This is a genomic window from Fructilactobacillus sp. X1R3C1 (genome assembly GCF_059901545.1).
In genome coordinates this window covers 248,681-274,811 of the sequence record NZ_JBWXUT010000001.1, presented here as the reverse complement: position 1 = coordinate 274,811, position 26,131 = coordinate 248,681, and the positions used below count along the sequence as shown (strand labels likewise).

The 26,131-nt window shown below is 39.6% G+C and carries 30 protein-coding genes, 1 tRNA gene and 2 riboswitches; of the genes, 20 read left to right on the top strand and 11 right to left on the bottom strand.

Going from position 1 to position 26,131, the window contains the following annotated elements; translation table 11 throughout:
* The first annotated feature begins 56 nt into the window (after positions 1-56).
* From AC6UD8_RS01420 to AC6UD8_RS01395, 6 genes are all read left to right on the top strand, one after another.
* A complete protein-coding gene (locus AC6UD8_RS01420; protein WP_500699229.1) occupies positions 57-587 on the top strand; it encodes a hypothetical protein in 531 nt (176 codons plus the stop codon).
* A gap of 74 nt (positions 588-661) precedes the next feature.
* Positions 662-1,171 (top strand): YbhB/YbcL family Raf kinase inhibitor-like protein, encoded by a 510-nt coding sequence (locus AC6UD8_RS01415; RefSeq protein WP_500699227.1) that lies wholly within the window; start codon positions 662-664, stop codon positions 1,169-1,171.
* A 16-nt stretch (positions 1,172-1,187) separates the two neighbouring features.
* Positions 1,188-1,655, top strand: coding sequence for a universal stress protein (locus tag AC6UD8_RS01410; protein ID WP_500693489.1), 468 nt, complete (start codon positions 1,188-1,190; stop codon positions 1,653-1,655).
* Positions 1,656-1,817: 162 nt separating this feature from the next.
* Positions 1,818-2,621, top strand: coding sequence for an alpha/beta fold hydrolase (locus tag AC6UD8_RS01405; protein WP_500699226.1), 804 nt, complete (start codon positions 1,818-1,820; stop codon positions 2,619-2,621).
* 16 nt (positions 2,622-2,637) lie between these two features.
* Positions 2,638-3,822 carry an O-antigen ligase family protein gene (locus AC6UD8_RS01400; protein WP_500699225.1) on the top strand — a complete coding sequence of 395 codons (1,185 nt, stop codon included), beginning with the start codon at positions 2,638-2,640 and terminating at the stop codon, positions 3,820-3,822.
* A 102-nt stretch (positions 3,823-3,924) separates the two neighbouring features.
* Entirely contained in the window at positions 3,925-4,692 is a 768-nt protein-coding gene (locus AC6UD8_RS01395; RefSeq protein WP_500693486.1) for a flavodoxin family protein, read from the top strand.
* Between the two features lie 50 nt (positions 4,693-4,742).
* Here the strand turns inward: AC6UD8_RS01395 and thiM are convergent, their stop codons facing one another.
* The 9 genes from thiM to AC6UD8_RS01350 form a co-directional block, all read right to left on the bottom strand.
* Complete coding sequence (gene thiM, locus AC6UD8_RS01390) at positions 4,743-5,534, bottom strand: hydroxyethylthiazole kinase (protein WP_500699224.1); 792 nt, start codon at positions 5,532-5,534, stop codon at positions 4,743-4,745.
* Between the two features lie 4 nt (positions 5,535-5,538).
* Entirely contained in the window at positions 5,539-6,177 is a 639-nt protein-coding gene (gene thiE, locus AC6UD8_RS01385; RefSeq protein ID WP_500699222.1) for a thiamine phosphate synthase, read from the bottom strand.
* A gap of 5 nt (positions 6,178-6,182) precedes the next feature.
* Positions 6,183-6,989 carry a bifunctional hydroxymethylpyrimidine kinase/phosphomethylpyrimidine kinase gene (thiD, locus tag AC6UD8_RS01380; protein WP_500699220.1) on the bottom strand — a complete coding sequence of 269 codons (807 nt, stop codon included), beginning with the start codon at positions 6,987-6,989 and terminating at the stop codon, positions 6,183-6,185.
* A gap of 18 nt (positions 6,990-7,007) precedes the next feature.
* Positions 7,008-7,646: a TenA family protein gene (locus AC6UD8_RS01375; protein WP_500699325.1), complete on the bottom strand. Its 639-nt coding sequence runs from the start codon at positions 7,644-7,646 to the stop codon at positions 7,008-7,010.
* A 66-nt stretch (positions 7,647-7,712) separates the two neighbouring features.
* Positions 7,713-7,803: riboswitch (TPP riboswitch) on the bottom strand.
* A 45-nt stretch (positions 7,804-7,848) separates the two neighbouring features.
* Complete coding sequence (locus tag AC6UD8_RS01370) at positions 7,849-8,412, bottom strand: cysteine hydrolase family protein (protein WP_500699218.1); 564 nt, start codon at positions 8,410-8,412, stop codon at positions 7,849-7,851.
* A gap of 15 nt (positions 8,413-8,427) precedes the next feature.
* On the bottom strand, positions 8,428-9,096 hold the full coding sequence (locus AC6UD8_RS01365; RefSeq protein ID WP_500699216.1) for an SDR family NAD(P)-dependent oxidoreductase: 669 nt from the start codon (positions 9,094-9,096) through the stop codon (positions 8,428-8,430).
* A gap of 225 nt (positions 9,097-9,321) precedes the next feature.
* Positions 9,322-9,393 (bottom strand) — tRNA-Arg (locus AC6UD8_RS01360).
* A gap of 46 nt (positions 9,394-9,439) precedes the next feature.
* The gene (locus AC6UD8_RS01355; protein ID WP_500699214.1) at positions 9,440-9,766 is read right to left on the bottom strand and encodes a hypothetical protein; all 327 of its coding nucleotides are present in this window, start codon (positions 9,764-9,766) and stop codon (positions 9,440-9,442) included.
* Between the two features lie 57 nt (positions 9,767-9,823).
* Positions 9,824-10,444 carry an LVIS_2131 family protein gene (locus AC6UD8_RS01350; protein WP_500699212.1) on the bottom strand — a complete coding sequence of 207 codons (621 nt, stop codon included), beginning with the start codon at positions 10,442-10,444 and terminating at the stop codon, positions 9,824-9,826.
* 83 nt (positions 10,445-10,527) lie between these two features.
* Positions 10,528-10,617, top strand: a riboswitch (TPP riboswitch).
* A gap of 63 nt (positions 10,618-10,680) precedes the next feature.
* On the opposite strand from AC6UD8_RS01350, the gene AC6UD8_RS01345 reads away from it, so the two are divergent.
* The 3 genes from AC6UD8_RS01345 to AC6UD8_RS01335 all read left to right on the top strand — a co-directional run bounded on the left by AC6UD8_RS01345 (position 10,681) and on the right by AC6UD8_RS01335 (position 12,947).
* Positions 10,681-12,045, top strand: a complete 1,365-nt coding sequence (locus tag AC6UD8_RS01345) for an ATP-binding cassette domain-containing protein (protein WP_500699210.1) — start codon at positions 10,681-10,683, stop codon at positions 12,043-12,045.
* Positions 12,035-12,679 (top strand): energy-coupling factor transporter transmembrane component T family protein, encoded by a 645-nt coding sequence (locus AC6UD8_RS01340; RefSeq protein WP_500693477.1) that lies wholly within the window; start codon positions 12,035-12,037, stop codon positions 12,677-12,679. The genes AC6UD8_RS01345 and AC6UD8_RS01340 overlap by 11 nt, the downstream gene beginning before the upstream one ends.
* Before the next feature lie 70 nt (positions 12,680-12,749).
* On the top strand, positions 12,750-12,947 hold the full coding sequence (locus AC6UD8_RS01335; protein ID WP_500693476.1) for an LBP_cg2779 family protein: 198 nt from the start codon (positions 12,750-12,752) through the stop codon (positions 12,945-12,947).
* Positions 12,948-12,979: 32 nt separating this feature from the next.
* Here the strand turns inward: AC6UD8_RS01335 and AC6UD8_RS01330 are convergent, their stop codons facing one another.
* Positions 12,980-14,137: a hypothetical protein gene (locus tag AC6UD8_RS01330; protein ID WP_500693475.1), complete on the bottom strand. Its 1,158-nt coding sequence runs from the start codon at positions 14,135-14,137 to the stop codon at positions 12,980-12,982.
* A gap of 165 nt (positions 14,138-14,302) precedes the next feature.
* On the opposite strand from AC6UD8_RS01330, the gene AC6UD8_RS01325 reads away from it, so the two are divergent.
* The 11 genes from AC6UD8_RS01325 (at position 14,303) to AC6UD8_RS01275 (ending at position 25,160) form a co-directional block, all read left to right on the top strand.
* On the top strand, positions 14,303-14,647 hold the full coding sequence (locus AC6UD8_RS01325; protein WP_500693474.1) for a hypothetical protein: 345 nt from the start codon (positions 14,303-14,305) through the stop codon (positions 14,645-14,647).
* Between the two features lie 48 nt (positions 14,648-14,695).
* Positions 14,696-17,074, top strand: a complete 2,379-nt coding sequence (locus AC6UD8_RS01320; protein WP_500699323.1) for a helicase C-terminal domain-containing protein — start codon at positions 14,696-14,698, stop codon at positions 17,072-17,074.
* The gene (locus tag AC6UD8_RS01315) at positions 17,061-17,558 is read left to right on the top strand and encodes a GNAT family N-acetyltransferase (protein WP_500695286.1); all 498 of its coding nucleotides are present in this window, start codon (positions 17,061-17,063) and stop codon (positions 17,556-17,558) included. The genes AC6UD8_RS01320 and AC6UD8_RS01315 overlap by 14 nt, the downstream gene beginning before the upstream one ends.
* A gap of 84 nt (positions 17,559-17,642) precedes the next feature.
* Positions 17,643-18,167, top strand: coding sequence for a Fur family transcriptional regulator (locus AC6UD8_RS01310; RefSeq protein ID WP_500699208.1), 525 nt, complete (start codon positions 17,643-17,645; stop codon positions 18,165-18,167).
* Between the two features lie 158 nt (positions 18,168-18,325).
* Positions 18,326-19,015, top strand: coding sequence for a VIT1/CCC1 transporter family protein (locus AC6UD8_RS01305; protein WP_500699206.1), 690 nt, complete (start codon positions 18,326-18,328; stop codon positions 19,013-19,015).
* A gap of 11 nt (positions 19,016-19,026) precedes the next feature.
* Positions 19,027-19,731: a VIT1/CCC1 transporter family protein gene (locus AC6UD8_RS01300; protein ID WP_500693470.1), complete on the top strand. Its 705-nt coding sequence runs from the start codon at positions 19,027-19,029 to the stop codon at positions 19,729-19,731.
* Positions 19,732-19,936: 205 nt separating this feature from the next.
* Entirely contained in the window at positions 19,937-21,145 is a 1,209-nt protein-coding gene (locus tag AC6UD8_RS01295) for a quaternary amine ABC transporter ATP-binding protein (RefSeq protein ID WP_500699204.1), read from the top strand.
* The gene (locus tag AC6UD8_RS01290) at positions 21,145-22,026 is read left to right on the top strand and encodes an ABC transporter permease (RefSeq protein ID WP_500699202.1); all 882 of its coding nucleotides are present in this window, start codon (positions 21,145-21,147) and stop codon (positions 22,024-22,026) included. Before AC6UD8_RS01295 ends, AC6UD8_RS01290 begins: the two co-directional genes overlap by 1 nt.
* Positions 22,026-22,934, top strand: coding sequence for a glycine betaine ABC transporter substrate-binding protein (locus AC6UD8_RS01285; protein ID WP_500699200.1), 909 nt, complete (start codon positions 22,026-22,028; stop codon positions 22,932-22,934). The genes AC6UD8_RS01290 and AC6UD8_RS01285 overlap by 1 nt, the downstream gene beginning before the upstream one ends.
* A 91-nt stretch (positions 22,935-23,025) precedes the next feature.
* Positions 23,026-24,954, top strand: coding sequence for a M13 family metallopeptidase (locus tag AC6UD8_RS01280; RefSeq protein WP_500699198.1), 1,929 nt, complete (start codon positions 23,026-23,028; stop codon positions 24,952-24,954).
* A gap of 38 nt (positions 24,955-24,992) precedes the next feature.
* The gene (locus AC6UD8_RS01275) at positions 24,993-25,160 is read left to right on the top strand and encodes a hypothetical protein (protein ID WP_010022596.1); all 168 of its coding nucleotides are present in this window, start codon (positions 24,993-24,995) and stop codon (positions 25,158-25,160) included.
* Positions 25,161-25,210: 50 nt separating this feature from the next.
* Here the strand turns inward: AC6UD8_RS01275 and AC6UD8_RS01270 are convergent, their stop codons facing one another.
* Entirely contained in the window at positions 25,211-26,017 is an 807-nt protein-coding gene (locus tag AC6UD8_RS01270; protein ID WP_500693465.1) for an alpha/beta hydrolase, read from the bottom strand.
* Positions 26,018-26,131: the final 114 nt, after the last annotated feature.

Here is a 26,131-nt window from a genome sequence, read left to right as displayed (position 1 = left end):
ATTTTGTTATAATGCGTATGCATCTTGTTTTTCTTGAAATGGATGGAGGGATTCTTATGAATAGTCAAGATCCAGATTCGAGATACGAACGTTATGACTTTAATGCCGCAAATGGTCCAAAGCATCAAAAGAAAAACTTTAAGGCTTGGCCATGGGTTTTAGGACTAGTAGTAATCGTGATCCTGCTAGTCTTTGGAATTCACTTTCTGACAAGCGGCAGTGGGAATCGGATGAATGGATCCTCCACAAGTCAACAGAGTAGCAGAGCTATTCAATCAGAAAAGAAAGCAAAACACTTTAATAAGGCGGAACAAGCCACGACCAACAAGGAAGCGTCAGTAAACAGGGACCAACAAGCACCAACAAATCAAAGTGGGTCACAATCAGCAAACGAAAATAATTCCAATGGAAATAATTCAACGAGTGATTCTAGTTCGATGTTTGCTACACCAAAATCATTTGACTCGGTTCAAGACGCTAAAAACTATGCACACGCTACTCAAAGCAGTTGGTTAGCAGCTGGTTACTCTAACTTTACAATTGAGCGGAATGGTCAGGGCTTTTACACCTTGCAATTTGTTAAATAAGGAACTATTTATAGTTCCTTATTTTTTTATATTCAAATGAATTTGGTATAATGAAGTGTATAGGAGGTACTATTATGAAAATTAATACTCCACTTCAAAATGGATTTTTACCTGATAAGTATACTAAACACGCTGACCCAGATGAAATGTTAGATGGTAATCCAATCATTTCATTCCCGATCAAAATCTCTGATATCCCAAAAAACGCAAAGTCACTAGTAGTTATCCTACTCGACGATGATTCAATCCCAGTTTGTGGTTTTACTTACATTCATTGGGTGGCTGCTAACATTGATCCAAATATATCTGAAATACCAGAAAATGCTAGCCAAGATCAATCAATTAACATGACTTTGGGGAAAAATAGTTTAGCTGGTGGACTAGTACACGTTACTGATTCAAAATTAAATCAACACTACATTGGTCCTACTCCTCCCGATAAACCACACGATTATCAGTTGCATGTTTACGCCTTGGATCAAAAACTAGATTTAACCAACGGCTTTTGGCTTAATGAACTAAAGAAAAAAATGGCAGGACACGTCCTTGCCAGTGCCGAACAAATTTTACCAGTGAAAAACTAAAACGGAGGCTTTCATAATGCTAAATGGATACAAACACATTCTAGTACCAGTTGATGGATCAAAAGAAGCAGAGGCTGCTTTATACAAGGCGGCAGCGGTAGCACAAAGAAATAAAGGCCGAATTGACGTCTTAAACGTGATTAACACCACTAATTATGGATACAGCCTAGGAGTTGTTGATGGCAGTGTTATCACCCAAATCGTTAATGAAGAACTTAACTATTTAAAGGATTTAGTTAAGAAAGTCAAGGACCAAACTGGCATTGACGATATTCATATCCATGCTAGGTTTGGAAGTCCTAGAGAAGTAATTACTTACGAATTTCCCAAGGACCATCAAACCGATTTAATTATGATGGGAGCGACTGGTAAGGGTCGCTTGTACCGCATGCTTGAGGGTTCAGTTGCCGGATACGTTAACTCACATGCCGCCTGTGATGTGATTATTGTTAGAACCAACATGGAGAATACCCCAATCAAATAGTTAAGACTTATTTAAACAAAATAGCTAAGCCCTTGCGCTTGGCTATTTTTTATTGCCTTTTAAAGATCAATTCATTTCAACCATCTAGCTGAATCACGTTAATTGTTATATGATGTTAGATGTTAGTGTACAAATTTAAAATAATTAAAAGGAATGTTTGCAATGCACATCAAAAAAAGAAAACACACCAAATCATTCATTGCCCTCTTTATCGTCATCGTGATCGCCATCTTCGCCGGTGGCGGTTATTATTATTGGCATAACCATGGTAGTTTTCTCAGTAAATTAGACGTTAATCAAAGCGATACCGCTACTGTGTTCATTCCCGGACTAGGTGGAAATAACATCACGACTGGTTACATGGTTGACACCCTAAATCGTTACCACCTAGCAACCAAAACCTTACAACTGTACGTGAAAAAGGATGGAACCGTTAAGACCACTAAGCAGTTCCATAAGTTTGGTGCTGATAACCCGACCGTACAAATTGTCTTTCAGGACAATCATCATCCCTATTTTCAATCAACCCAAATGCCAAACGTAATGCGCTATTTGTACAAGAAGTACAACGTTCGTTCAGTTAACATGATTGGGCATTCGTCTGGGGGAAACATTATTTACTATTACCTAGCTCATTATCCCAATCTTAAAAACGTTCCAAAGGTTAAAAAGTTCATCTCGCTTGCAACGAACTATGCTCCAAACGATCCCGATGTAAAAAACCTACCAAAAGACCTTCAGATCCTTAATCTAGTTGGCGATATGAACCATTCTGGAACGGATGGCGAAGTTACAATGAAAAGTGAGATCCCAATGAAGAATCTTGTGACTGGCTACGTCAAAAGTTACAAGCTCTACGTATATCACGGAAACAGTTCCCAAGCTCAGCACACAATGCTGCACGAGAACCCATCCATCGTTAAGATCATCGCAGAATACTTCTTCACCGATAAGATGACCCAATAATTGGAGAATTTAATTAATGGCTTTAACCAATAAAAATCATTTATATCAGCTCGTGTACGTGCTGAGTTACGTTATTTTTCTGGCATCATCAGTAATCCTTTTGAACAGTCAATTTAATAACGTATATTCCGCTAAAAGTTTCTTGCAATGGCAAATCGCAGGGATAATCACGTTAGTTGTCATCGGAATCCAAATCGTACTATTACTTACCAGGAGACATAACCCTAAACAGTGGACAATTATCATAATCATGGCAGTCATCTTTATCTTGTCATATCTTTTTCATTTAAATGTGATTACCAGTACCCTATTTTTATTGTTCTTATTCATGGCCAACGCTGACTTATTAAATCAAGATGCGTTTGCGACCATCGACCTTGCAACTAAACTCGTTGTTCTAATCGTAATTTTGGCCTTTTTGATTTTACACGTCTTTCCACCACAAAATGCCATTTCATTTACAAGAGGCTCATCCACTAGATATGCAATTGGATTCACTCATCCAAACGTCTTAAGTGGTTTCATCTTAAGCATTTTCTGTTCGGCCCTCTTGTTACTGCAAAACAGTCGAAAAAAACTGATGTACTTCGTATATGTCTTTATTTTCGTTAGTTACTTAGTCATTGCCTACCTGACTGGTTCACGCGGATTTATGGTTGCGGGCGCCATCCTCGTACTCGGATTCGCTTTGAGCTTTGCTCCCAAAATCACTCACCTACTACCAAAAATCACCTGGATCCTGGTTTCATTGACTTTCGTAGTAGGGATCGGCATGGTCGCTTGGGGTTCATCACTGCCATTATTCAACGTGTTGAATCGTGCCCTTTCCGGTCGTCCCGGACAACAGTTAACCGTCATTCAATATTTCTATTCGCCAAAGCTAATTGGACAAAATATGCCTCTGTTGGGTGCCCGGTCAAACTTGTGGGTCGATAACACGTTCCTATTCATCTTATTAAGTACCGGTTTCATTGGTTTAATGCTGCTACTGGCATTATTTCTTGCTAGTGCTTACAAGGCTAAACAGGACGATAACTATTTCCTTTGTGTGATTTTAATTGCCCTTGCTGTTCAAGGCATCATTGAAACCCAACTTACTAATGCTTACATGTTTGCACCGTTTATTTACGCTTTTGCCCGAGTAATCCAGCCGGATCATTTTCATCAGCAGGCAATTGGGAGACACGTTAAAACCACATAATCAAAACCCATCATTAATGATGGGTTTTTTAATTGATATTAGTTTCACAAAAATATAACATGAAATAGAAAGAATTAATTAATTTCAAAGGAGGTCATAAATTTGCGTTATCTAGCATTTTTAGGCTCACAAAGTAAGGATGGCTTGACTGCTAAGTACCTTAACGCAGTTATTTCAGGTCTTCCAAAGGATGCGCAGGTTGAGACATTATTTCTGCAAGATTATGACATCAAACCAGATAATCTCAAAAACCCCAATCCAACGCTTGACATGATTGAAAAGAAAATGGAAGAAGCGGACGTCTGGATCATTGCATCTCCGACGTATTTTGCTGATTTATCGGGAGTTACCAAGAATCTATTCGATTGTATGCGTCATCGGATGGTTAAAATGAACAGTATTGGTGACACCTTACCCGGTAAGTTTAAAAACAAACACTACCTTAGTCTGACCACTTGCTTCCTCTCATCATTTCAGAATTTCTTTACCGGTATTACCGATCAAACCTTTCGGACCATTGATAAGATCATGACCGCAGCCGGTCTAATCAAACTTGGAGAGGTCATTGGAACGCACACCTGGGGAAGTAAGGGAATTCCTGACCCTAAAAAAATTGAACTGTGTAAACGATGGGGACAAAAGATTGCCAACAAGCCACGAAAGGATGATAGTACTTTGAAACGTTATATCGAATTATTTTGTATGATTGCAGTAATGTCACTAGTGACAATGTTAATTGAAGGATTAGTTTTTGGACTGAAATTTAACGGAGAATTTTGGCTCTTCTACGTCGCATTTGTGGTTATTTTCTATGTTCTTCTAGCAATCCTACTTCACTTCTTTACGTTCTTAAGACATCGTCGTCGTTAAACTTAAAACTAAATAAAAGCGACCAATTGTTAACAATTGGTCGCTTTTTTCTAATCATCGCTTTTTTCAATTTTAATTGTATCGGAAAGATGATGGTCATCCAGTCGGTACAAATTATTGAAGAATTCGACTTCAAATGACGCCGGCTCATCCGGATATTTTTGCTCCGCCAGTTCACCAGCAATGCCAACCATAGCCGTCCCTAGTGCAATTTCATGAACACTTTGATGGTGAGCGGCAACCACGCCAATGACACCATCTAAAACATCTCCAGATCCAACGTTGATTGCTAATTCATGACTGCCGTTGTGTACCACATACGTTTCCCTTCCATTCGAAATTACGTCGTCAACTCCTGAAATGACAACCGTGGAATGAAATTGTTCGGCCGCCATTTTAGCAACCTGAACGCGATCACCATTACCATCAGCAGCATCAATTCCACGACTGCCCCAGTCAATTCCGGCAATAAAGGCAATCTCACCAACGTTGCCACGCAAGACATCAATATTAATTTCACTACTAATCTTCTTAAAAACTTCCGTTCTTAATTCCGAGGCACTCACAGCGACCGGATCAACCACCACTGGTAAACGACGATTATTAGCCGCTTGACCAGCAATCACATCTAGTTTAATACTATCGTCGTCCATCGTCCCCAGGTTTAAGACCAAACTGTTAGCAATTGCCACCAAATCATGGCCCTCATTTGAAGAGTCACACATAATCGGTGAACCACCAACATAACTAATTGCATCCGCTACCTTTTGTGGGGTCACCATGTTAGGAATGTCTAAAACAACGGGATTTTCCCTTCTAATTTCTTCTAGAATCGACGTCATACTATCATTTCCTCTCTAGTTCGCTAATTGTCTTTTCAACGTTAGTACTGTCCATAATTGCTGATATTACCGCAATTCCAGCGTTTGAAACCTGATAAATTGACTGACAGTTACCTGCATTAATTCCACCAATCGCAACTACCGGTAAATTTACCTGTCTTTGCAGCTGAACTAAACCAGAAACCCCAATTGATGATTCAGCATCCGCTTTACTAGTAGTCGGAAAAATCGGTCCAATTCCCAAATAATCGATGCCAGTGAGAGGTTTACTACGCTCTAATTCTTCTTTGGTACTGATCGACAATCCAACTATCATTTCTGGATTATCATGAATCACCTTTTGCACGCTCTCATCACTTTGACCAACGTGGATTCCGTCCGCATTAATCTGATTAGCCAAATCCACGTCATCATCCACAATCAGTGGAATATGATGTTCAGTGGTTAAATGACGAAGCTTCTTTCCCATCTCAATCTTTTTTAAACCTGTAAGTGAACCAGGACCTTTTTCACGGTACTGAAAAGCAGTGACACCAGCATTTAAAGCCTGGTCAATGTGATCTAAAAATTCAGTCTCAGAACCAGCAAAATTTTGGGTACCTGCCACCAGATATATTCGCAGCATTTTTTCGTTAAATTGCATATTTATTACTCCCACATTCCGTGATTTAGGGGCCCGTGTCCATGACCAATAATCAACGGTTCTCTGATAATTTTATCCAGATAATCTTTCCCAAAGCGAATGGCAGTTTCCATACTTTCACCACGCGCTAAAGCCGCGACAATTGCTGAAGAAAGCGTGTCTCCCGTGCCATGAGTCCGCACCGTATTCACCCGCTTCGTAGTCAACCAAAAATCAGATCCATCCTTTAAAAGGACATAGTCCTTTACGATCTTATCGGTACCATGTCCGCCTTTAATCATGACGTTTTTAGCACCAGCAATTTGAATTTTTTGCGCTGCCGTTTTGATTGCTTCATCGGAAGTAATGGACTGATTCGTAATTTTTTCCGCTTCAGGTAAGTTTGGTGTTACTAAATCGGCCAATGGGAGCAGTTCGTTAATCAAGGTTTTAATGGCGCCAGCTTCAAGTAGCACTGACCCTCCCTTGGCTACCATAACAGGATCAACAACAATTTGACCCAACTTGTATTTTTTAATGTTATCTGCCACTAAATGAACGTGTGCTTCGTCAAACAAAGCTCCGGTCTTAGTTGCTTTAATATCAAAATCATCGCAAACGGAAGCAAACTGCTCATCAATAATTTTTTTCGGAAGTGGATACGTATCTTGAACACCAATGGTGTTTTGTGCCGTCACTCCCACTACCACGTTGGTGCTAAAGACCTGACAGGCCTGCATCGTTTTAATATCAGCTTCCATCCCTGCTCCACCACCAGAATCAGTCCCAGCAATTGTTAGTGCTTCCGGATATTGATTGATTTCACTACTCATAGTTCCCTCCTAAAAGTTCTAAGCGTCATACATTTTGTTCCAAAAATCCAATTCATAATGACAACTATTCTGAAAAACTTGATTTGCGATGGCCCTTTCGTTTGGATGAATTTCTGCCTGGAGATTAATAAAAGCAAAAATTTGCTTTACCTCATCTGCCTCAGCATAAAACTTGATCCAATCGCTAAATGGATTGTTAATAAGACTGGTTTCATTTAGTTGAGTAGCAACTACATAGTAAGTCCAAATACACGGTGCGAGCACGCTCAATCCAACTAGAATGGACTTAGTGCTCACGGCTTCACGCATACTTTCAACGTAATCCTTGGTAACGTTGAACATGCGGGCATCTTGAAGCTCATCATCAGTCACTTTTGCAATTTTTAACATGACCTCGTGCGGTGTGCTTTCGTTTTTAATTCCATCAATGCAACCTGCCAAAAATCTTTTCAAATTCACATCACTTGTTTTAGTCTGAATTTGTTGAAACTGTTTAACGTAACCGTCTAGATACATTTCATCTTGTTGAACGTAGTTAATTAGCGCCTCTTCTGGTACTTTACCGCTTTTAATTCCCTTAACATAATCACAATTCATGATTTGATTCATTATTGTTGTCGCATTACTTATCAATTCATCGGTGAATTTATTTGTCATCAACTACTAACATCTCCCAAACAAAAAGGCTCCTCATTATAATGAGGAGCCTTCAATTATATTCTTAATTAAAGATCGCACGATTCCTTTCGCAGGTATTAACCAGTTCAAGTTCAATGGGTATAGTCTCAGCCACTTGGCACCCCCTCATACAGCTATTCAATTAAACTTATTATATGCTTTAAAATTTGGCATGACAATCCTAATCGACTACTTTAGCACCCAAGACGGTCTTGAAATGATTCATCGCAAACTTCTGACCCAAATCAGAAAAGGTTGCCACCCCACTTTTATGAATAACCAAGTTATAAGCAAGGTTATATCCAGCAATTGCCGTGTGCAAGACACAAATGTCGGTGCAGACACCCACGAGATGGAGAGTCTTAACGTTTCTTTCACGAAGTCTAAGATCCAGATCAGTGCCAGCAAACGCACTGTATCTAGTCTTATCCATTTGCCAAACGTTATCTAACTTTTGGTTCTTATCAAACCACTTTCCGACGTTTCCATACAACTGACGACCCCAGGTCCCTCGCACGTTATGAGTTGGATACAACTTCGTCTCAGGACTATATGGATCATCCTTTTTATGAACATCGGTGGGCAAAATGACAAATTGGTCATCATTTTTGAATTTTTCAGCCAAGTCACTAATTGATTGGTCGAGATCTTGAGCCGGCTTCCCAGCAGTTAAAGATCCCTGATCATCAACAAAGTCATTGGTGTAATCAATGATTAAAAGCGCACTTTTCTCTTTATCAGCCATTTTTAATCTTCTTTCTTAAAAATCTGACGGCTTCTCTGGATATTTAATTTCTTTTTCGGAGCGATCTTGAGCAGCCTTTACGTATACTTTGGCAACGTTATCGGGCTGCATTTCTTCACTACTACCGGATAGTCCTTGAATGGTAATCAAACCAACGTAAATATTATCACCTTGAACCGCATCATGAAGTGAAAAGGCATAATCGCTTAAGGCGGCCTTGGTGGCTGCTAAAGTGACATTCCCCTTGGTTGGATGAAAGGCAGCTCCACCACCAGTAATCAGAATGTTCCGGTTTTCCTTTTGATCGTCTGAAAGGCCAACGAACTGACGGGTGGTGGTAACGGCACCAAAAACGTTGGTATTGTACATTTTCTTAATCTGGTCTAATGGTAATGAGAATGGTGTATCTAAAGTCTTGTCACCCACGTTATAAACCATGGTTTGAGGAATCCCATATGCCATTTTAATCTTACTAAACACGTTGGTTACCTGCGCTGGATCGGTAACATCAGCAGCAATAAAATCAGCTTTAATCCCTTCTTGATTCAAATCTTTAACAAACTGCTTTAACTGAGCAGCATCTCTGGCCACCATAATCGGTGTCTTGCCAGCTTCACCAAACTTTTTGGCAATTGAAAAGCCAAATCCTTTTCCAACTCCAAAAATTACTACACTTTCACTCATAAAATTCCCTCCTAAAGTTGATTCAAGAAAATTTTACCACCATTTGAGAAAACAAACCTTTTTAATGTTTTGTTATTTAAGCACAAAAGGAGCCCCACTACCAAAAGTAGTGAGGCTCCTTTGCGACTTAATCTCCGTTAACTAAGTATACCAGTTTTAATAATTTTGTCAGCCCTTACATTTGCTTTCTATAGGTGTTTTGAAAAATACCTGATAAGCAATATATGCGCCCCCCGAGAGTCGAACTCGGATCATGAGGACCGAAATCTCATGTGCTATCCATTACACTAAGGGCGCTTAACAAATACTATGCTATCGATAAACACAGTAAATTGCAAGTAAATTATTCATTTGCGACCTTATTTGCATTTGCTTCAAGATCTAACTCTAACTTTAGCGAATTATCCTTAAAGTCGTCAACTAAACTTTGCCCCTTAGAAACGTATTTTCCAACCGTTCTCCCAGTGATACTAACAAATTCAATTGTTTTAGCATCAACCACTTTTACAGAGTCATAATGGCCTTCTTCCGCTGCATCTAGATAGGCTTGAGCTAATTCCCCGATGTTATCAAGGATCAGCTCATCCAGTGTAATCGTTTTGCCTTCTTTTTTCAGTTTGTCTAACAAATTTTTAATTTCATCCATTGTCTCTGGAATTTTTTCACTCATTTTAAACACCTCAATTTAAACAAAACCACCGATATGTACTTATCGGTGGTCAGTTAATTATTTTTCTTTTTGAACAAACGTCTTGTTTGGAACTCTGATTAAGATGAACTGGTTAGCATCCTTACCAGCATGCATCCCCAAACCATTCCAAAAGTTTCCTTTGTATCTCAGGGTAACCACCTTGGCCCATGCATTTTGAAAATGCTCGTCATTTAATTTGATGTTTTTATGCTTCAACTTGTAACTACGGCCAGTGACTTCAGCATTTCCACGCGTAGTAACTACCTGAGCATTCGTACTTGGCAGTTGATACTTAATGTTCTTTAGCCAGAACGAATATTGCTGGATTGGCCCTCTATTACCCTCAACTTTTACGTAGTAGGAGCCATTCTTATCACTTTGAATAATTAATGGTTCAACTTGGGACGTAGTAATCACGTTGCGATTATTGGTTTTAGTAATATTTCTGAAGAAAGTCGTATATACCATCAAAGTCAGTAGCAAAACAAAAAAAACAATTTCTCCAACTGATATCAAAAAATTACGCCATTCAAAAGTTTTTTTATCCTCGATAATCATCTTAATTCGTCGTGATCGAATATTTTTAATCATAAAGATCAACACGATTAACACAACTACCCATGCAACTACACCTATAAGATTCCACCATGAATTCATGAAAGTATCCTCCGCTTCATTTTCCTATCTTCCCTATTCTAATTGAAAATTGATTTTTATGCCATCTTTGATATACTAAGTTTAATTAAACATAGGGGTGCCGAGTGGCTGAGATTATACCCGTTGAACCTGACTTGGACAATGCCAGCGCAGGGAAGATAAGATTGAGCTTAGATACATCAGCTGGACGTTCTCGCACTCGCGCTTGAAACGTCTTTTTTTATGGAGAATAATCAATGATAACAATTAAAAATCTATCATTTTCATATCCCGAACAGGATAAAATTCTAAATCAGGTCAATTTAAATTTTGAACCAAATAGCATCAATCTCCTGTTTGGTCCCACTGGTAGTGGTAAAACCACCCTCTTAAAACTAATTGCTCAATTGTATCCAAAATATAGCAAAGGGCAACTAACCGGAAAAATTGACATGGATGAAAAACCAGCCATGTTATTTCAGGATCCAAACCATCAGTTTGCGATGAAGACCGTCAAAGAAGAACTCATTTTTGCCCTTGGTAACCTTCACGTTGACCCTGTTAAAATGCCCAACCGGATTGACTCTGCTTTAAAGTTTTGTGGTATTAGTGAACTTAAAAATCGGGCCATTACCACCTTGTCGGGTGGCGAAAAGCAAAAAGTTGCCTTAGCCGTGACAGTTGCGATGAAACGTCCCGTCCTTTTACTGGACGAACCATTTAGTAACGTTGATGTTGATAGCAAAAAAGACATCATCGAACGTCTAATCCAGTTAAAGAAAAAAAGTAATCGGACCATCATTATCTCCGATCACAACCTTTCTGACTATCTCGACGTGGCTGATCATTTCTTTAACGTCCAAGCTGGCTCCGTTCAAGCGGTTCCAGCTGATCAGATTAAAGATGAACTTGCAAACGACCCTAAAGAAGAGATCCACTACAAGATTATGTCAGATAACGATCCCGTGATTAATTTATTAAATTTTTCCATGACGAACGGTAATCAAAATCTGATTGAACCAGAAAACATTGACCTGTATCCCGGAATCACTTACCTAAATGGGAAGAATGGAAGCGGAAAGTCCACCTTCTTTAAGGCGCTGTCCCGCCTCCATTCGTACAACGGGGTCGTCAAAATTATGAATCATAACATTAAAAAATCATCCCTTTCCTCTCTCATGAAGTCCGAAAACCTGATTTTTCAAAATTCAGAAGACCAATTTTTAACCATTACGCTTAAAGACGAACTAACCTTAGCCAAAAAAAATGCCATCACCAAACAATGGACTGATGACCGAATTAACGACCTCTTAAAAGCCCTACATCTTGATAATCTCTTGAATCGGGTTGTTTACTCACTAAGTGGTGGGCAAAAGAAAAAGCTCCAGATCGTGATTATGTTGATTCGGGATGCGCCCATCCTCATGCTTGACGAACCATTCGCTGGTCTTGACCAAAAATCAACCGTCATTATTTCACGGATCCTTGAGAACGAGGCTAAGAACGGGAAAACCATTATTTTTGCTTCCCATCAACGAACCGACCTCGCCGAAAATGCTGATTTCTTTATTGAACTTGCCAATCATCGATTAACTTACAAGGAGGATGTTCATGAATCCTAGTCTAAAATTCGTTCTGGTATTGATCATTGCTCTAGAAGTTTCTTTCACTACCAGTATCGTTGGTAACAGTGTGCTAATCGTCTGTGGACTCGCCTATCTCATAGTGAAACACGTAAACTTCAAGCATCTGTTATGGATCCTTCTGATTGCCTTCATTCCTGCGGTTGGGTTACTGATCTCCCAGATTTTATACGCTAAAAGCACGCACGCGGGAATCCTATTATTTACTCGGATCTACGTTTACATCGTCTATGGAGCGGCCTTCACGTTAACCACCAAATTATACGAACTGGTTAATTCGTTAGAGCAAAACCTCCGCCTCCCAAGTAAATTTGTTTATGGGGCCATGGCGGCTTTCAACCTTCTACCAGAAATTCAAACCGAAGTTAACAAGATTAAAACTGCTAGTTTGATGCGGGGAGTTAAATTACACTGGTGGTCACCGACCCTATACTTTAAAGCCATTTTATCAGCAATTCGCTGGTCGGAAAACTTAGCTCAAGGAATGGAATCACATGGTTTTGTCGAAGGTCAGCCACGAACTTTTTATCAGACCATTAAAATCACAAAGGTGGACTGGCTCGTCTTTGTTTTTAACGTCATTTTACTTCAAGTAGTTCTGCTTCTGCTCTAGTATTCTTTGTCTCAAATAAATAAATTAATGTATAATAGAGTCAAGTAAGCGAAGTAGAGGAGGAAGCAAAATGAAAATTGGAGAAGAATTTAGTCAGGTAGCAACCGATCTAATTAAATTCCAAGAAAAACATGACATCCCTGACAACCAAATGGCCGTTGACCTACACATGACGGTGGAGAGATTTCATGCCATCAAGAGTATGCAAATTCAGCCTACTCAGGATGAAGTAAAAATAATTAAGCAGTTTATTGTTCATAACAAATAAAAACGATGACTTTTATAAGAGCCATCGTTTTTTTATCCGATTTGTTGCTCAATTAGATATGAGTCAAGGTAACCAAAAGCAATTTCGTCAATATCTCCAAGATTAATGAGTTGATTATTCACAACGAATAATTTCGCTTTGTCAACGATTTGAACGGTTATCTGACCCCGCTCGTACTTCACGGGAAATCCGAGGTAAGATTGGCCGTCATTCATTTTTATTCTAACCACCCGTTGAAATTTGATGGCCATTTGAATCGTGGCTTCAAATAGATTAATCGTCGAATCAAAACTTCGATCATTATTTAACACGGGTTGAACGAAGACCCCGTTAGCCGAGTTGATGGACACGAAGTGATTAATTAGCCGCAAATAATCACTTTTAATCACTAATTTATCAATCTCATCAATCTTAATGAGTTCATATCCACCAAATCGTCCCATCATATCAACCAACGAAAACATAACGGAATCAGAATTAACCGCTTTCACCTGACCAATGAAAAACAAATCAGAATGAATCTTCGGTATCATCACAATTCTTCTCCCTGTTTCCATGGCCGAGTACAAGTTGGCTTCAATGGCTAATTGTCCGTCGATGACTTTCGGGGCAATGTGTTTGGCAAATAAAACTGACTTAGAATCCGTTAATAACTTTAACTCGGTTCCAAGAAACTCAACCGAACGAACCAACGGTTTAATGATGGTCTTATGGGTCACATTTTCGTTGTCGAATTTATCAACAACGGAAAGTGAAAATTCAAAGTCCGACAGTGAATTAATGAACCCTTCAACGGAATTGCCGTCTTGAGTTACCACCATCACCGCTTGTTGGTCAACAAAAGAATTGCCCAAAATCTGAGTCAACAGATCATTTTTGGAATTAAGCTTCATTACTTCCTGCTTAGTTCCGTTCAGTTTTAATTGACGAGACATACGGATACGTCCCTCCATCTTGGTGAGGTCCTCACTTTGAAAGTCAATATCATCGATATCTCCGTAAACAACATAGACCAGTCCGTTAGCAAGCCCGTAATCATCGTACGTGATCAAAATTGCACCGGCAGCATCAAGGGCAACGACCACGCCGGTATAGAAGACCGTTGTATTTTGCTGGGTCAAATTTACCAATAAATTGTTATTCATCGAATACTTCAAGTCCTTAACAACTTGATTAACTGAATTATCCAAACAATCACCCGCTTCTCTAATAACATCAGTTTAATCTTATCACATGTATGGATTCGACCAAGTTTAGTGCGCTTATCATAACATAAATTTTGTGTTCTTTTTAAGCTTTCACTTTCTATTTTCATTTATTGGGCGAATGCTTTAAACTAATAGTGAGGTGAAAATATGTCGAAGAAGAAAATAGAACGTAAACAACGCCAAAACATCATCATTGATATGAATGATTTTATCATTAAGTATGCCGCAACAATGTTAGGTGAAAACAAAACTAATCTAGCTCAGCAAGTCTATGAAGCCGGTAAAAACGACGTCAAAGGATTAGATAAATTATTTAACGATGCCGGCTACGGACGAAGAGAACAATACGAAGACATTGCTGAGGGATATGTTTGCAACTTCTATCACGTAATGCCAGATCAAACAAAAACTGAGGTTGATCGGCTAACCAAAGAGGCAATGAATTACTTAGGGTCTCATGCAAACGAGTTCAATCGTTGGCGTGAAGAATAAAACAACTTCGTTTGAAGTTGTTTTTTTATTGAAAAAAAGGAGGTGGAAATAGTGAACAAAGTTGGAGTCAGAGATCTCGTTGAATTTTTACTTCGAAGCGGAGATCTAAATAGTAGTCTTAGTAGTCTGAACACGGCTCAAGCTGGCACTAAAATCCACCGGAAAATTCAAAAAAATCGTCCTAGTAATTATGAAAAGGAGTACTACCTAGAAAAAGAAGTACAGGTTAATCAGACTGATTTTCTGGTTCATGGTCGTGCCGATGGTGTCATCATGAGTGATAAATCAGCCACAATCGAAGAAATCAAAACCTCTGACATTGAGTTTAACGATATTCCAAAAAACAAAATGATTCTTTACTGGGGACAAGTACAGGCTTATGCCTATTTACTAATGACGGAACATCCCTCAATCAAATCAGTCACCATGCGGCTGACGTACGTCCAGACCCCTGAAGAAGAAATTACACAAAAGGAACGTTCCATTACATACGAAGATTCCAAACGTTTCTTTGACAACTTAATTCACGAATTTGGGGAATGGCTTGAACTTAAAGACCAGTTAAATGAAGAAAAAAGAATCACCGCCAAAAAAGTTCAATTTCCCTTCCAAACGTATCGAAAGGGTCAACATGAACTGGCAGCTGCGGTATATAAAACCGTCGCTTCTAACCGCCACCTGTTTGCAGAAGCTCCCACTGGAACCGGTAAAACCATCTCAACCCTCTTTCCTACCATCAAAGCTATGGGAAATGATCTCATTTCAAAGGTGTTCTACTTAACGGCTAAACAAAGTACTAGACGAGTTGCTGAAGACGCCATTAATCTCATGAGTAATCATGGATTACGACTTCGAAGCATTACCCTTACCGCTAAGGACAAGATTACGTTTGATGATGAACGTGACAAATCACCAGAGGATAATCCCTATATGCTGGGCTACTATGATCGCTTAAAACCAGCCCTAAAGGATATTTTAAAAAATAATCACCAGATCACGCGTGACGTGGTGGAAAAGTACGCAAAAAAATACACACTTGATCCCTTTGAATTCTCGCTTGATATCAGCCTTTTTTGTGACGTTATCATTGGTGACTACAATTACTTATTTGATCCACAGGTCCACCTTCAACGCTTCTTTGAGGTGCAAGACTATCAGAATTTTTACCTGATTGATGAGGCCCATAACCTAGTCGATCGTTCTCGTGACATGTACTCAACCGAACTATCATCTGAACCATTAGAAAAAGTTATCAAGCTTCTATCAAAGAACAAGGAACAAAACGCAAAGGTCTTAACCAAGTTACGATCACTCAAACGTCAATTTAATATGATTGCCAAACCATTAAGAAAAGACCATAAATTCGAGGTCGCACTCGATGATCCACTGGATAAATTTACAAAAGCAGTCACTAACGTAGTCAAGGTCCTCCGGAAATGGATCGCAAAACAAGACGACGGTGATGACCTGGACTTGGTGCTTGATTTTTTCTTTCAGTGTACGGGATACCTCAAAATCAACGAGTACTATGGTCCAAATTACAAAACGAGAATCCTCATCAATGGTAAGAATACGACTGTTCGTCTCTTCTGTATGGATCCAAGTCACAATCTAGCCGAGACCCTTAACCTTGGTGGCGGAGCAGTGTTGTTTTCGGCCACCCTTTCACCGATGAACTACTATGCCAAGGTTCTCGGTAACGAAGACAATAGTTTGAAGTATCAACTGCCCTCCCCATTTCCAAAAGCAAACCAGAATATCATCATCACTTCTTACATCAATACTACATTTCAAAAACGTGACCAAAGCATCTCTAAGATTGTTGATACCATCAACAAAATGATCAGCGGGAAAGCCGGCAACTACCTGATCTTTGTTCCATCAGGGGTGTACCTAGAAAAAATCTACGATGAATTTAACAGACAACACCCCACGGTTAAAACAATCAAGCAAGAAGCCGGCATGAACGAAGCAGCGCGTTCCAGCTTTATCAATCAATTCAATCAACCAAACGACCATCCTGTTGTCGGATTTGCCCTTCTTGGTGGCATCTTTTCGGAGGGAATTGACCTAGTTGGTGATAAATTAATTGGGGTTGGGATTGTTGGGGTTGGACTTCCAGGACTTAACCCAGAAACCAACCTGATTCGGGACTACTTTGATGCAGAAAATGGTCACGGATTTGAATATGCTTATCAGCTACCGGGCTTAAACAACGTTTTTCAGGCTGCCGGACGTCTCATCCGTGGTAAGCATGATCAGGGAATCGTTGTATTAATGGATCAAAGATTTACCCAGAAAAGGTACACAAACCTTTATCCTCAACAATGGAAAAATTATCAGATTGCTCACAACCCTCATGAACTCGAGCATGACATCAAACAATTTTGGAATAATATAAAGGAGAAAAACCATGACGAAACTTGAAAGTTACCACCCAATTTTTACCGCTCACCTTGAAATGGATTGGCTGACTACCATGAATCTTGGCGAAATAACCTCACTCTTAAATGGTCGCACAATTGCCAATGTTCGCCTGGATGGTGAGTATAACCCCACTAGAACAGCCGATCTAGTTAATCTTGACATGCGTAAAATCATGAAATCTCAGGCTCTGATTTGGGGAGTGTTGGACAAAAACACTCATACTCTACTCGGAATCTTTGCCATCAGTAATTTAGACAATAACCAACCCCAGTTTTACTTTATCTTTGAGGTCGGAATTGCTCCGGATCTAATTTCCGAATTATTAAATCACATGATTAAGTTTACTTTTCAAGAATTAAAACAGCCAAACATCTCTATTCTATTAAATAATAATCAGCATAATCTTATAGGTATAATAAAAAGATTAGGTTTCTCTCAAGTAGGCCGATCCCCGAAATCCGCTAGATTTCAATTATTTCAGTGATTTCAGTTGAATTGTGTTCCATAAGCTACTAGAATGATTATTGAAATAAAAGAGTAACATTATAATGTATGGGAGTGCATATTTATGAATGAAAAAGAGAAGAAAGAAGCGTATGGGAAAGCCATGGACATTCTTAAAAGTAACAATGTCCGAATTACCCCGCAACGACAAATTATTTTAAAGTACCTTATCGATCACAATAACCATCCTTCAGTTGAGACCATCTTCCATTTTTTGGAAGAAACCTTTCCCAACCTAAGTATGGCAACTGTTTACAATAACCTACGTTTATTTAAAAAGCTTAGAATCGTGATTGAATTGCCAAATCCAGATGGTGGATATCGCTATGACTTTTACAGTCATCCCCATTTTCACGCCATTTGTGATACCTGTGGAAAAATTATTGATATTGATGATCCAAAGTTCAAGCAAATTGATAAAGACTTACAGGACGCAACCAAACAGGTTGGATTTGATCCATCAGTTTCAAACGTTGAAGTTCATGGAATTTGTAAAGAATGTCAAGCAAAGGAAAAGGACCAACAGAGTCAAAACAAGAGCAACAACCAAAAAGTTGTTGAAATGTCCAAAACTTCATCAAAGGACTAATTAAAAAACTAATTTTATTTCAAAAATCGATCACCATGACATTTGTTCATGGTGCTTTTTTTATGCCTAATTTCTCTTTCGTGTTTACTATGTCAAGTTATTGCGGTAAAATAGTAGTTGAGCTAGATTATAATCATTATAAACTGGAGGAGTCAGTTATGTCAAAAATGAAAACATCGCTTGCCCAGAAAATCAACGTTTTGCGGGCTAGTGTTATGGGTGCCAATGATGGGATCCTATCGGTTGCTGGAATTGTCCTCGGGGTCGCTGGTGCATCAACTAGTAATTGGGCAATTCTAATTTCAGGTTTAGCGGGAATGCTTGCCGGAACGGTATCCATGACGATGGGAGAATACGTCTCGGTTAACACCCAGAAAGATTCACAACGTCAGGCAATTGATCTTGTTAAACAAGGCCTTAAAAATCATTATGATGACGAGTTTAACTACGTTAAAAATAAGTACCTTAAAACCGGAATGGCAAACGCCCTGGCTGAAAGAGCAACTTCCGAAATGATGCAAAAGGATCCCCTCACTACCGTGGTTCGTGAAAAATATTCATTTGATCGAAATGATTTCACTAATCCTTATGCCGCTGCCATCTCATCAATGATCTCGTTTCCAACTGGATCAATTCTTCCCCTGGTAACTATTTTCGTTGCACCAGCGCAATATCGCGTGCTTGGGACCTACATTGCCATCGTCTTGGCACTTTCAATCACCGGATACGTTGCTGCCATTCTTGGAAACGCTAACCGGACTAAGTCACTGATACGAAACGTCATTTCGGGGTTAGTAACCATGACCGTTGCCTACCTTGTTGGTCGTTTAGTCGGATTAGCATTTTAGGAGGTAAGCAGATGCGTCTTCATTTAAAGAAACAACTAAAAGATAATAACGACAATACCATGGATGAGAAATTGAACAATCTCCGTGCCGGCGTTCTTGGATCAAATGATGGAATTCTCACTGTCGTTGGAGTCCTTTTTTCAGTTGCTGTAGCTACTACGAATCCCCTCACTATTTTCATTGCCGGACTATCGGATCTGCTTGCCTGTGCCTTTTCAATGGCAGGAGGAGAATATGCTTCAGTAAGTTCCCAACGTGACACTGAGGAAGCGGCCGTTAAAACCGAAAGCAAGCTTTTAAAAACCAATTTCGATGATGAAATGGCAAGTGTCGTTCAATTTTACATGAGCCGTGGGGTTAGTAAAGAAACGGCAACTAAAATTGCAAAGGATCTATTATCAAAAAAACCGCTTGAAACGGTAGTGAGCGTCAAATATGACCTTCAGTTAGGGAAATATCTAAGTCCGTGGAGTGCCGCTTTCTCGTCGCTGTGTTCTGCTGCACTTGGTGGAATTCTCCCACTACTTGCCATGACGCTGCTTCCCGTCGGACTTCAGTGGCCTGGAACTATCATCGCTGTCATCATTGCTGTAGCTATCACCGGATTCTTAAGTGCCGAACTTGGGAATGGTCTGGTGAAGATTGCGGTAATTAGAAACGTCATCGTGGGAATCATTACCATGATCATTCACTATGGGATCGGACAATTCTTCTAACACATTTCTCATCTTTTAACATTAATTTTAAAATAAAATTACGTTACGAGAACCTACATCAGAGTAAGGACATAGAACCCGTAAAAACCGGTGTGCCGCGCTTTATAAATGGTAGAAAAGTTGACATATACGGTTGTACTTGTTAAGTTGGTTAATGTAGATATTTTTACTTTAATTGTCAGTGTTAATCGAAAGGAGGAGTTCTGTGGCTCAAAATAATAATGAAAAAATCAAAGTTGATCACATCACTAAAATCTTTGGTCCTCATATTAAAAAAGCACAAGAACTTTTATCTAAGGGAGAAGATAAGGCTCAAATTCTTGAAGAAACTGGTAGTACAGTTGGAGTTGATAATGCTAACTTCTCAATTAAAAACAACGAAATTTTCGTTATCATGGGACTATCTGGTTCGGGTAAGTCAACCATGTTAAGAATGTTTAATCGCTTGATTGACCCTACTTCTGGATCCATCTACTTAGATGGAGAAGACATCATGAAGTTTGATAAGAAACAATTACTTAACCTTCGTCGTAAAAAAATGAGTATGGTATTTCAAGGTTTTGGCTTACTTCCTAACCGTACCATCCTTGAAAATGCTGCTTTTGGACTTGAAGTTCAAAACGTTGACAAAGAAGAACGTGAAAAAAAGGCCCACGAATCACTAGAGATGGTGGGTCTTCACGGATACGACGATAGTTATCCAACTGAACTATCTGGTGGAATGCAACAACGAGTTGGTTTAGCACGTGCCATCACTAATGATCCTGATATTCTTTTGATGGACGAAGCTTTCTCAGCTCTTGACCCATTGAATCGGCGGGAAATGCAGAATGAATTATTGGAACTACAACGGAAGTTGCATAAAACCATTATCTTTATCAGTCATGACCTAAATGAAGCATTAAGAGTTGGCGATCGAATCATGATGATGCACGATGGCGACGTCATTCAAGTTGATACACCAGAAGACTTACTTGATCATCCTAAAAATGATTACGTTAAGAAATTCATCGAAAACGTTGATCGTTCTAAGATTCTTACCGCATACAACGTCATGGTTAAGCCAAATACCGTTAATATCGAAAAAGACGGTCCTAAGTTAGCCCTTCGTCGGATGAAGGAAGACCAAATCTCAAGTATCTTTGTTGTTGATTCACAAGACCACTTCGTTGGAATTGTCGACGCTGATGACGTCAACGAAATGATTGATAAACACGAAAAAGATCTTCACATCGCATTAAAAACAAATGTTCCAACTACTGCTCCAAGTACACCAATCGGTGACTTGTTCAATGCCATCTCTAAATCACCAATCCCATACGCGGTGGTTGATGACGAAAAACATCTGAAGGGTATTATTTTAAGAAGTGCCGTTCTTGATGCCATGGCTACGAAGAAAGGAGGAGATAACTAATGAATAGTTTGTTATCTATCACTAGCATTGGTGCAATTCCCATTGCCAAGTGGGTCAATGACTTTTTTGCTTGGTTAACTGGATTTGCTGGTTTCTTTAATGCAATTACGCTTTTCTTAAATACCGTTATGAACGGAATCCAATGGGTTTTTGACATTATCCCAATTTGGTTGTTTATTGTCATTATCCTACTTGGAACCTGGTTCTTATTTCGCAAAACAAAACACTGGGGCTTCATGCTCTTTGAACTTCTTGGCTTCCTTTTAATCTGGAACCAAGGATACTGGCGGGACATGACTCAAACTTTGGACTTGGTTCTGACAACCTGCCTTTTAATCGTCATCATTGGAGTTCCACTTGGAACCTGGATGGCTAAAAGTAAAATTGTGGAAACCATTGTGAGTCCAATCATGTCATTTCTTCAAACCATGCCAGCTTTCGTTTACTTGATCCCTGCCGTTGCTTTATTCGGAATCGGTCAAGTTCCTGGTGTATTTGCTTCCGTAATCTTCTCAATTCCACCAATCGTCAACATGACCAACCTTGGAATTAGACAAGTCCCAAGTGAATACCTTGAAGTATCGGAATCATTTGGTTGTACCGCATGGCAAAAACTCTTCAAAGTTCAGTTCCCACTAGCAAAACCAACCGTTATGTCAGGGATTAACCAGGGAATCATGCTTGCCCTCTCAATGGTAGTTATTGCTTCAATGATCGGTACAATGGGGCTTGGAGAAGCCGTTTACTTTGCCGTTGGTAGAAATGATGTTGGTACTGGTTTTGCAGCGGGTATCGCAATCGTTATTCTTGCCATTGTTCTTGATAAAATCAGTAAAGGCCTTGGTGGTGCCAATAAAGCTGATGCAAGAGCAAATAAATAATGAATAAAAAATTTACAAAATGGATTCTAGGAATCACTTCCGCGTTACTTTTAGCGGTAATTCTAACCGCATGTAGTGTAAATCCACCAAAGTACAATCCCAACGCTAAAGTTGGACCACAAGTTAACTACACAATAACCGGAATTGATTCCGGAGCCGGAATCATGTCATCAACCACCAAGGCGTTAAACACCTATGGACTTAAGAAAGAAAAATGGCAACTTCAGGCTAGTTCTACTGCTGCCATGCTTTCATCTCTTGATAAAGCGCTCAAGTACAAACAACCAATCGTAATTACTGGTTGGACCCCGCACTGGATGTTTCAAAAGTATCCTATCAAGTTCTTAAAAGATCCAAAGAACGCCTATGGTAAGGGTGAACACATTCAAACTATCATCCACAAGGGATTTGAAAAGAAAAATCCTGGGGCAACGAAACTTCTCAGACAATTCCACTGGAACGACGAATTGATGAGTGAAGTCATGTTTAAGATTGATAAGGGTGAAAATGCTGAAAAAGCCTCAAAAGAATTCATCAATAAACACCCCGAACTAGTTAAACAGTGGCTTAACGGTGTTCCTGAAGGACACGGTCAACCCGTTAAACTGGTCCTTGTTTCCTGGGATTCCGAATTGTCATCATCCAACGTGGTTGCTCAACTGCTACGGATGAAAGGTTATAAACCAACCCTTTCAGCAATGGAAGCTCAACCAATGTGGACCGCCCTTTCAACTGGATCGGCCGACGCTTCAACTGCTGGTTGGTTGCCAACAACGATGGCACCGATGTACAAGAAGTACAAAAACAACGTTGAAATCGTTGGTACCAGTATTGACAAGGCTAAAGTTGGCTTAGCTGTGCCGAAGTACATGAAGAACGTTAACTCAATTGAAGACCTAAAAAAATAAATAATCGAAAAAAATGAGTCTCATGAACAACATTCATGAGACTTTTTTGATACCATTTAATTATGAGAAAAAATTCGAAAGGACAATGACTATGACTAACAAAGAATTTCCAATTGATAAGTCGGAACTAAAAACCGACTTCTATGACGCCATTAATGGAGCATGGATTAAACAAGCAACCATCCCGTCTGATCACTCGTCAACCGGTGGTTTCATGGATCTAGTTGATGATATCGACAAGACCTTAATGAAGGATTCAGCCGACCTATCAAGTGGAAAGTTACCTGCTAAAACCCCTGAACTCGAGGAATACAAAAAGTTCTATAACATGACTAATAATTTCAAAAAGCGTGATGAAGATGGTGTTAAGCCTTTAAAGCCAGTCCTTGACCGAATCAGTAATCTGGAAAATTACAATGATTTAAACGATCAGCTCCCCGATTGGATCCTTTCTGGACTCCCAACCCCATTTTCATTGGGACTTGATCCTGACATGAAGAATGCGAAAGTGAACGCCCTCTTTGCGAGTGGACCTTCCCTTTTTATGCCAGATAAAACTTACTACGAAAAAGATAATGAAGCGGCTAAAACCTTAATGCCAATCTTCATTCAAATGACCACCAAGTTATTTGAAATGGCTGGATATAGTGAGAACGACAGTCAAAAGATCGTTGAAAATGCGGTTGAATTTGATCGCTTAATCGCCCCAAACGTCAAGTCAGCTGAAGAAGCTGCTGACTACAGTAAAATGTACAACCCAGAAAGTACCGACGAATTAGCTCGGTCAACCAATGCCTTGAACCTAAAGGAAGCCATTAACCAATTAGTGGGTACCCTTCCTGAAAAGATCATCGTCACCGAACCCCAATTCTTTAGTAATCTTTCCGAACTTTTAACTTCATCTCACTTCCAGCTTATGAAGGACTGGATGCTTGTGAAGACACTTAATGGGTACAGTGGCGCTCTCTCAGAAGAATTCCGGGTAGTTGGTGGGACCTATAGTAGATCGCTCTCAGGCAAGAAGGAAGCCACTAATAAAAAGAAGGCCGCCTACTACCTTGCATCAGGAACTTTTGATCAAGTGGTTGGTGACTACTACGGTAAAAAATACTTTGGTGAAAAAGCCAAAGCTGACGTTCATCAAATGGTTGATAGTATGATCGACGTATATAAAAACCGACTTTCAAACAACCAATGGTTAAGCGACGACACTAAGAAGATGGCAACTAAAAAGCTTTCTACCCTTGGAGTTCAAGTCGGATATCCTGATGAATTAGATCCGCTTTACAAGAAATTTCACGTTACCGAGGAAAAAGATGGTGGCACGGTTTTAAGTAACCTACTTAACTTTGAAAAAATTGCCAACCAAGACGAATTCTCAAAGTGGAACAAACCAGTGGAACGAGAACGTTGGGAAATGAGTGCCAACACCGTGAATGCTTACTATCACCCCTTTAAAAACATCATTGTCTTCCCGGCTGCCATCCTACAAGCACCATTTTACAGTTTAGATCAACCCGAAAGCGCTAATTATGGCGGAATCGGAGCGGTTATGGCTCATGAAATTTCACACGCCTTTGACAATAATGGTTCTTTATTCGACCAGTATGGTAACCTGAATAATTGGTGGACCAAGTCCGATCACGAACACTTCTCCAAGTTAGCCCAGAAAATGATTGACGAATTCAACGGCATTCCATTTGCGGGTGGTAAAGTTAACGGTAAATTGACCGTTTCAGAGAATATCGCTGATGCGGGTGGTCTTAGCTGTGCTGAAGAAGCCGCTAAAAATGGTGATAATACTGACTTATACCAGTTCTTTACCAACTGGGGTCGGATTTGGCGGATGAAAGCCACCCCAGAATACCAGAATCTATTACTATCAATTGACGTGCATGCACCTGCCCCACTTCGGGCATCTGTTCAAGTTAAGAATCTTGATGACTTTTACACAACTTTTGACGTAACCGCCAAAGATCAGATGTACTTAAAACCTGATAAACGAGTTCAAATCTGGTAGGATGTAAGTGAAAAATAGAACAGATGGGAGTGCATAATATGAAACTTACTGATTATATCGATAAACAAATTCAATTCTTAGACCAACAATTACAAGATGCTAAAGACAAGAGTGAAGTTAAGGGTCAATACCTCATTGAATCAAAGATTAACGAACTTCAAGCATTAAGCCGTGCCGTTGAAAAAGGTGTCGTTAACCAACTCTAATTAAAACAAAAGCGAGATCACATTAATTTGTGATCTCGCTTTTTGTTTGATTATTCAGCGAACAGGAATCTTTCAATAATTCTTGAAGCCATCTGATTGTTTAATAACTTACTGTGTTGACCTGATCTTCCGCTTACTTTAATTTCCTGATAGTCAGAGCCCGGGACAAGCTTTCTTAATTCACGAGCAGACGAAGTAGTAACTCGTCCGTCAGATTTATTTGTCTTGCTCAATTGTCCGTAAACGTTGAGGACACTCACACCTTTCGGAAAACTCTTAGAGGCATCCTTTAATTCACTAACTTTCGGGTAGCGATGGTTCATAACATCAGTTACCGGCATGATGCCCTTGTATGGTCCACCAATTGATATGAACTTGGTCAGTCGCATATGATTCGATTCTTGACCATATGCCACGGCGTTCTGATAAATCGTTAGACTCCCAGAACCAAATCCTAAAGCATTATATTGTTGATAATGGTACTTATGATTTAAATGAACGAGAATCTCATTCAGCCACTTCGCCTGAATTACCGTGGAAGCAGTATTGTCGGTAAAGTTGACCTTGATAATCGGATACTTAGCGTGTACATTTCCGTTAGGATGGTAATAAATCTTACCGTCCGGATAAACATTAATCTTCATGGCATACTCGCCGCCCTCACGACTAGAAGTAACCGTCAGGTGGTTAGCAGCCTTGGAAGTTTTATTTAGGTCTGATACAAATAAAATGGGGGTGTGTTCGCCACGCTTTACACCATCAACGTTGATCCCAAATTCAATAAAAAGAAAACCAGCCACAACAATGGCAATTCCAATCGCAAATAAAAAAATGTTTTTCTTTGCTGCTTTTTCCAAAAAATCACTCTTCCTTTGTTCATAAATTAGGAATCCCAGTGACACAAAAATCCCGCACAAAAAATCCGGAACACGCAAGCACCGGTTTCCAAATAATAATACACAATTGTGTAT

What these genes read in the sequence shown, in the direction of transcription:
- AC6UD8_RS01410 (WP_500693489.1), top strand. Translation starts at nt 1,188, where the DNA reads ATGCTAAATGGATACAAACACATTCTAGTACCAGTTGATGGATCAAAA.
- AC6UD8_RS01365 (WP_500699216.1), bottom strand. Translation starts at nt 9,096, where the DNA reads ATGAGTGAAAGTGTAGTAATTTTTGGAGTTGGAAAAGGATTTGGCTTT.
- AC6UD8_RS01400 (WP_500699225.1), top strand. Translation starts at nt 2,638, where the DNA reads ATGGCTTTAACCAATAAAAATCATTTATATCAGCTCGTGTACGTGCTG.
- AC6UD8_RS01350 (WP_500699212.1), bottom strand. Translation starts at nt 10,444, where the DNA reads ATGAATTCATGGTGGAATCTTATAGGTGTAGTTGCATGGGTAGTTGTG.
- AC6UD8_RS01310 (WP_500699208.1), top strand. Translation starts at nt 17,643, where the DNA reads ATGAATGAAAAAGAGAAGAAAGAAGCGTATGGGAAAGCCATGGACATT.
- AC6UD8_RS01420 (WP_500699229.1), top strand. Translation starts at nt 57, where the DNA reads ATGAATAGTCAAGATCCAGATTCGAGATACGAACGTTATGACTTTAAT.
- thiD (WP_500699220.1), bottom strand. Translation starts at nt 6,989, where the DNA reads ATGAGTAGTGAAATCAATCAATATCCGGAAGCACTAACAATTGCTGGG.
- AC6UD8_RS01305 (WP_500699206.1), top strand. Translation starts at nt 18,326, where the DNA reads ATGTCAAAAATGAAAACATCGCTTGCCCAGAAAATCAACGTTTTGCGG.
- AC6UD8_RS01285 (WP_500699200.1), top strand. Translation starts at nt 22,026, where the DNA reads ATGAATAAAAAATTTACAAAATGGATTCTAGGAATCACTTCCGCGTTA.
- AC6UD8_RS01355 (WP_500699214.1), bottom strand. Translation starts at nt 9,766, where the DNA reads ATGAGTGAAAAAATTCCAGAGACAATGGATGAAATTAAAAATTTGTTA.
- AC6UD8_RS01345 (WP_500699210.1), top strand. Translation starts at nt 10,681, where the DNA reads ATGATAACAATTAAAAATCTATCATTTTCATATCCCGAACAGGATAAA.
- thiM (WP_500699224.1), bottom strand. Translation starts at nt 5,534, where the DNA reads ATGACGTCGATTCTAGAAGAAATTAGAAGGGAAAATCCCGTTGTTTTA.
- thiE (WP_500699222.1), bottom strand. Translation starts at nt 6,177, where the DNA reads ATGCAATTTAACGAAAAAATGCTGCGAATATATCTGGTGGCAGGTACC.
- AC6UD8_RS01275 (WP_010022596.1), top strand. Translation starts at nt 24,993, where the DNA reads ATGAAACTTACTGATTATATCGATAAACAAATTCAATTCTTAGACCAA.
- AC6UD8_RS01340 (WP_500693477.1), top strand. Translation starts at nt 12,035, where the DNA reads ATGAATCCTAGTCTAAAATTCGTTCTGGTATTGATCATTGCTCTAGAA.
- AC6UD8_RS01280 (WP_500699198.1), top strand. Translation starts at nt 23,026, where the DNA reads ATGACTAACAAAGAATTTCCAATTGATAAGTCGGAACTAAAAACCGAC.
- AC6UD8_RS01415 (WP_500699227.1), top strand. Translation starts at nt 662, where the DNA reads ATGAAAATTAATACTCCACTTCAAAATGGATTTTTACCTGATAAGTAT.
- AC6UD8_RS01315 (WP_500695286.1), top strand. Translation starts at nt 17,061, where the DNA reads ATGACGAAACTTGAAAGTTACCACCCAATTTTTACCGCTCACCTTGAA.
- AC6UD8_RS01335 (WP_500693476.1), top strand. Translation starts at nt 12,750, where the DNA reads ATGAAAATTGGAGAAGAATTTAGTCAGGTAGCAACCGATCTAATTAAA.
- AC6UD8_RS01300 (WP_500693470.1), top strand. Translation starts at nt 19,027, where the DNA reads ATGCGTCTTCATTTAAAGAAACAACTAAAAGATAATAACGACAATACC.
- AC6UD8_RS01290 (WP_500699202.1), top strand. Translation starts at nt 21,145, where the DNA reads ATGAATAGTTTGTTATCTATCACTAGCATTGGTGCAATTCCCATTGCC.
- AC6UD8_RS01325 (WP_500693474.1), top strand. Translation starts at nt 14,303, where the DNA reads ATGTCGAAGAAGAAAATAGAACGTAAACAACGCCAAAACATCATCATT.
- AC6UD8_RS01370 (WP_500699218.1), bottom strand. Translation starts at nt 8,412, where the DNA reads ATGGCTGATAAAGAGAAAAGTGCGCTTTTAATCATTGATTACACCAAT.
- AC6UD8_RS01405 (WP_500699226.1), top strand. Translation starts at nt 1,818, where the DNA reads ATGCACATCAAAAAAAGAAAACACACCAAATCATTCATTGCCCTCTTT.
- AC6UD8_RS01375 (WP_500699325.1), bottom strand. Translation starts at nt 7,646, where the DNA reads ATGACAAATAAATTCACCGATGAATTGATAAGTAATGCGACAACAATA.